This is a genomic window from Oleiphilus sp. HI0132, from assembly GCF_001635845.1.
The window spans coordinates 1-5,891 of record NZ_LWGJ01001190.1 but is presented as its reverse complement, the minus strand read 5'-3'; the positions used below and the strand labels follow the sequence as shown (position 1 = coordinate 5,891).

General features: G+C 40.6%; 4 protein-coding genes. 1 reads left to right on the top strand and 3 read right to left on the bottom strand.

The window, feature by feature from the left end:
- From A3766_RS32050 to A3766_RS17095, 3 genes are all read right to left on the bottom strand, one after another.
- Positions 1–182 (bottom strand): hypothetical protein (locus A3766_RS32050; RefSeq protein ID WP_231882911.1); only part of this gene is annotated, 182 nt, incomplete at its 3' end.
- A gap of 43 nt (positions 183–225) precedes the next feature.
- Entirely contained in the window at positions 226–1,527 is a 1,302-nt protein-coding gene (locus A3766_RS17100; RefSeq protein ID WP_068642573.1) for an ankyrin repeat domain-containing protein, read from the bottom strand.
- Between the two features lie 347 nt (positions 1,528–1,874).
- The gene (locus A3766_RS17095) at positions 1,875–2,690 is read right to left on the bottom strand and encodes a SprT-like domain-containing protein (RefSeq protein WP_068642571.1); all 816 of its coding nucleotides are present in this window, start codon (positions 2,688–2,690) and stop codon (positions 1,875–1,877) included.
- 219 nt (positions 2,691–2,909) lie between these two features.
- Here A3766_RS17095 and A3766_RS17090 point away from each other — a divergent pair.
- On the top strand, positions 2,910–5,891 hold a 2,982-nt coding region (locus tag A3766_RS17090), incomplete at its 3' end, for a Tn3 family transposase (RefSeq protein ID WP_156508947.1).

Sequence of the window (5,891 nt, the reverse complement as noted above, 5' to 3'; positions counted from 1 at the left end):
GTAATAATAAGGTCAATAGTATCTAGGTCATTAGTCATGCATGCTGATGAAAGCATTGTATCAATCATCGACTCGTTATTAGTTCTGTTAAAAACAGAAAACTGATATTCTTTATCATTTTCCGAATGATAGACTGATTGATCATACAAACGATTAGTATTTGCACAAGACACCAACGTCAAAATGAAGAGCCCCGAAGTAAAAATGCGTATGCAGGTTTTCGATTTACTCACTTCCTGACACCCCTTTCATCAAATTATTGACTTCTTTAAGTTCGTTCTCAAATGTCTCTAAAACAGTAATTCCAGTATCCATAACAGGGTTCGGATCTGCTCCGTATTCAATTAAAATTTTTGCAAACTCGATATCTCTTTTATAAGCCTCATGAATTAATTGTGGGTCAAATACTTCTGCGCCATATTCCAATAACAGCATCATTATTTTATGCCTCTTTTCACGATTACCTTTAACACCATCAAACTTTAAACCATGAATATTGGCTATCATTGGTGAATAATCGCGAGAATTGTTATATGCACTTTCGGACCATATGGCGTTGGCATCGGCTCCATTTAATAACATCAGCTCTACAAAATCATAGTTCGCGTTTTCATAGGCTAAGTTCGTAATCAAAACTGCTGAGCTAACCCTCATTTCAACTGCGTAATGAGGCATCAACCTAATATTTGGATTTTTTTTAAGCAGCTGCTTTGCTCCATCGTAGTCTCCTTTTTTAGCAAAAAGGTTAAGCATCGTAGCATCTAACTGTGACTGTGAACTCATAGGCGCTGATTTATAACCACTTTGAGCTTTATCATCTAAATACGCACCAGCATTTTTTAGTTTATTTACATATAATTCTGCTTTTTCTGATACAGCTAACTCGATCAAGGAAACTCTGTCGCCCCCGCCTAAAACGGGTAAGGTAGTGTTAGGGTCTGCGCCGTACTCCAACAAGAGATCAAAAGCTTGATCATGCCTTTGAGAGTATGCAGTCGATAGAGGGGTATACCTAATGTTGGGATTTGGATTGGCCCCTTTCGACAGAAGCATTTCAAGAGTTTCTATATAGTTAAAGCGAGTAGCTTGAAATACGGAATCGATCTCATACGATATAGTGCGCCCATCTTTTTGTTTCACGTTGCTAAGTATTGCTTTTAAGTTAGGGTCTGCACCTTTATTCATTAATAGCTCTACAACTTCACTTTCACCGGCTTGCGCTGCAGCAATGAGAGCCGTACTTCCATTATGTTTCCTATGGTTTATATTGGCACCAAGGTTTATTAACTTTTTGACTTTATCTAAGTCACCAAGAGTTGCAGCATATATCAAAGCGGTTGAACCTATAACATCAGTAGAATCTACAGGGATTTTTCCACTCAATGCGGTTTGTAACAATGTGTAATCAACCGCGCTAATTAACTGATCATAAGCAGGTTGCTTCTTTGGAAAGTCTTCAGCTAAAACACTTTGAGAATGGAATATACAAACTAGCATGATTAAGAAGATAGGAATTTGGCGAAGCATATTGAATCCTGATTTTTTTATTTTATCCGAGGCTTAGCGAAGCCTTTTTAAAGCTCGAAGCCAGTCTAACTTTTGGCTATAAAATATTCAAATATAGGCCGACGGAATAAAGGCGTTCTGGCGATCTCTACCATCAAAAGAGTTGAAACGTTACGGGTCTAGATGATCAGCAATGAATGTCTGATTTCTCATGAAAGCCGATAAACGTGAATCGTTGACATACCGCTCACGCTTTCATACTCAAAACACGGCTTCTGGGGGAGGCGCTATACAGAGACAAAGCCTTACTAACTTTCATCTCACATCAAAACCGCCTAGTGCGGTTTTATCTTTTCTATCCACAAAATCTAATCATCAAAAGCTTCAAATCGGCAATTACAATCATCACAAGAGATATTGAGTTTCGATTTTCCATAAACAATCGCCTCGCATCCACTACAGATATATTTTGTTCTTGTGGGTTTGCTTGTGATTTCTAGTGCGACAAAAGTTTCTGGAGTGAAGCTGGAAAGTTTTCTTGCTGAACTACTGCCATCAAAATATGCATCTAAGCTCGTGGTTTTTACGCTTTGATTCATTTCAGCAATCATCCCTCCCTCTTCTGCATGAGAGACCGAGGATAAATCTTTTTCAATTGATCGAAATGGGGCAATGATTGGCTCATATAGCCGGGGTAAAGCTCTTCGATCAAACCAAGGTAAATCAAACTTTTTACTCTCCGAAAGGTTCTGGAATGCTTGTATGAACAAACCATCTTCGATGATGTAGTCAGCCATCGTTTGACCGGTAATTTTCCCTCCAGGCTCTCCAGTTGATGATGGCATTAATCCAATCTCAATCATCTTCTTTGCCCATTCGAGGTTGTGGTAGGACTTTCTACTCGGCTTACCAAAATGGTACTGCCAGCAATGAACCATTTCATGAACGAGTGTTTGGCATATTTCAATCAAACGCGATTGCGCTAAGAACGAGGGATTAATTGATATTTCATTGCACTTCTTGCCGCTTTGGTTACCCCAGCGCTCAGGTGAGAAATACCCCATCACCCCACTCTTTCGCTGAAACGTAAAAATGACAGTCGGCAACTTCCCACCGAACAGCTCTGAGTTGAAGTGCTTATATGCCTTTTCAAGGGCCAAATAAAGTTCACTAGTCGGATTCATAATTGTCTAAGAAGCTAAGCTAAATATTGCTGCACAATACAATCATCTACTCGGCAATTAAAGGCTTTTTCTATTAGTTAATTTTTAGAGGCGTTTTAGTCGAAAGGGAGGCGTTATCAGTTGACCCTGATTTTGTATTGTACAGCACAAAAATATTCGATTTCAGTTATATCGAATAGCAAATCGAGATCATAAAGATATAAGAATAAAGGAGATAACATGTCAGATTTAAACATACTAAGCCGTCATCATCGGAAAGCGTTCGATAGTATACCAAAACTTGCAGGCAATGAGCGTCTTGTATACATATCCATAGATAAGAACACTAGAATGCATTTACGAAATAAAAATGCACACAGAAAAGTAGGATTTCTATTGCTCAGAGCATATTTTCAGGCAAAGGGGCGATTCTTCGATCTAGCAAGCGCGTACAAGCGGGATGTTGGTTTTGCCGTTAAACGGTTGGGTTTGCCATCTTCATTTGACTTTGATGCGTCAAAATATTCACAAACGCTCCAGAACGAAGATAAAAACATTATTCTTAAGCAGTTTGGCTGGCAGCTATACAGGTCAGAGTTTGCGGAAGATTTAACTAGCCATGCCAAGCACCTTGTTTCGAGGCGACAATTACCCGAGAAGATACTTTTTTCGCTGTTAGACTATTGCTGGGCCAAAAGAACAACCATACCAAACTACCCAACCCTATCCGATATCGTCACCAACGCTTTCAGAAGCTTTGAAACTGGCGTAATGGCTGGCTGGGCCCAAAGCAGCAATGAGGAAGTACGAAGGCCACTCCTCAATCTAATTGAATCAACTAAACAATCAAAGATCTTCGCAAGCCTCAGAAAAATTGATCAAGATGATTCATGGCGAGCAATGCTAAACAACGCAAATTTATTAGAGATTGTAAGGGATCTCTATCTAGCATCGGAAGAAAGCCTTAAACCCTTGAACCTGACGCCTGAAGGCGTAAAACACTTCTCGGAGCAGGCAACTAAAAAGGACTTAGCCCAATTAAAGAGGCAAAAAGATAAAAATAAGCTGAGCTTGTTCTTGGCGGCCTTCGTTCAAGATCAATTCTATCAAAGACAAGACGCGATGCTTGATGCATTTAAAAAAATAATCAGNAATGCCATTAATACAGCCAAGAAAACGGATTTAACTGCAAGAGCCAAAAACGAGGAAGAGAACCTTGAGTCCAATCGCGCCATGGTTGATTCTGCCAAACAATCCAGAGCGGTATTAAGGCAAATACTGTCGATTACTAAAGATGAGGACAAATCCTTCTACGAACGAAATGAACAGGTGATGCAGCTCGTGGAGGCATTCTTTAGTTCCGAAACAGATGATATCGATGATGCTTGTGAGCGATTTGATGTCAACATTTCCAGACTGCAAAAACAAAGTGGCTTTTACCATTATCTTTTTAATCAGCACACGGGGCTTGTCCGTAGGCTCACTCCTGCATTAAAGGCACTAACGTTTGACCGTGAAAATTCTGATGCACCATTAATTGAAGCAATCGACTGGTTACGTGAGTCTAAACCGCAGCTGGATGAAAATACGCCTCAAGCCTTTTTAAGGAAATCAGAGAAAGACCTGATACAAGATGAATCAGATGCCCCAGCGATATCGCGCTGGAAAATACTTTTGTTCTGCCATGTTATTGAAGGAATCCGCACTAAGAAGTTGACGTTGAAATACTCTTACCGATACCGCCTAGATGAAAGCTATTTAATTCCGTGGGATGAGTGGTTATCAGAGCGAGACTCGTTTATCAAAAGAGCAAACCTAGAAAACTTCGTTGACGGCGCAGAGGTAATAAAAGCAATTGGGAGCCGTTTGAATTCCCAGTATAAGCAGGTCAATGACCTTATCGATAAGAACAAAATTATTGGTTTCAGGAAAATCGGCGATAGTTGGTCGCTTAAAAATTTAGAGCCAGACTTCGACGAATCAAAATTTATCCCCAATCTGCTCAGCGAAAAGAAAGCCGTAACGCTCTACGAGCTTTTGGCCGAGGTCGATAAATACTCCGGGTATTCAACAAGCCTTCAACATGAAAGCGAAGGAAAGGAACTCAGTGCTAAAAAGCTAAAGCATGTCTATGCGGCTCTAATGAGCCTGGGTACAAATTTAGGCCATCATAATATGGCCCGTGCTGCGCGAAATATAACCGAAAAACAATTAAGAGATATAGAGAAGGCGTGGCTTACCCCTGAATCAATTGCGAAGGCAAACGATGCACTAGTTGAAGTCATACAATCGTTGTCGCTGCCAACCATTTTTCATAATCATGATGGTGAGCTTCATACAAGCAGTGATGGTAAAAAAGTCGTTGTTGCGGTGAATTCGCTGCTCGCTAATTTCTCCTATAAATATTATGGGAAAGAGCAAGGTGTATCGGCAAACTCATTCACGGACGAACACCAGGCTTTCTTTCATGTAAACGTGCTCACCTCTTCAGATCGAGAAGCAGCTTATATGCTTGACGGAATGGTTGAGGCTACAAGAACGCTTTATCCTGAAGGTGAGCGCCCTCACCTCCATTCAACAGATAACCACGGCGTAACAGACGCAGTATTCGCAGGGCTGCATTTCATAAACGTATCTCTAGCACCACGCTACAAGAAGCTTCACAAGCAAACGATCTACAGTTTTGATACCAGAACGCGTGATGCAATGAAAGGACGTGCATTGTCACCGAAATCAGTTATTAATAGGACAAGAATTCTCAAACAATGGGATAAGATGCTTCACTTGATGGCGTCAATTAAGCTTGGCTACTGCAGCGCATCTCATATGTTCCGATTACTCTCTGTGAGTGAAAAGTCTTCTGAGCTGTATAAAGCAATGCAGGAATTTGGTCGACTGATTAAATCATCATTTATTCTCAGCTACATCGAGCAACCAGAATTAAGGCGCAACATTCAAAAACAACTCAACCGCATTGAGCTTGGGCAAAAGCTTTCAGAGGCAGTCTTCTTTGGTCGCTCCGGAAAGTTAATGGTTGGCACTCCTACAGAGATTCAAAAGGCCATGGCTGCAAAGACTCTATTAAAGAACGCAATTATTGTTTGGAATTATCTGTATCTATCTGATTACTGCTGCCAATTAAGAAATGAGAGTCAGAAGCAGGATGTCATCGACTCCATTGCGACCGGGTCAGTCATCGCCTGGTCACACATCAATATGCAT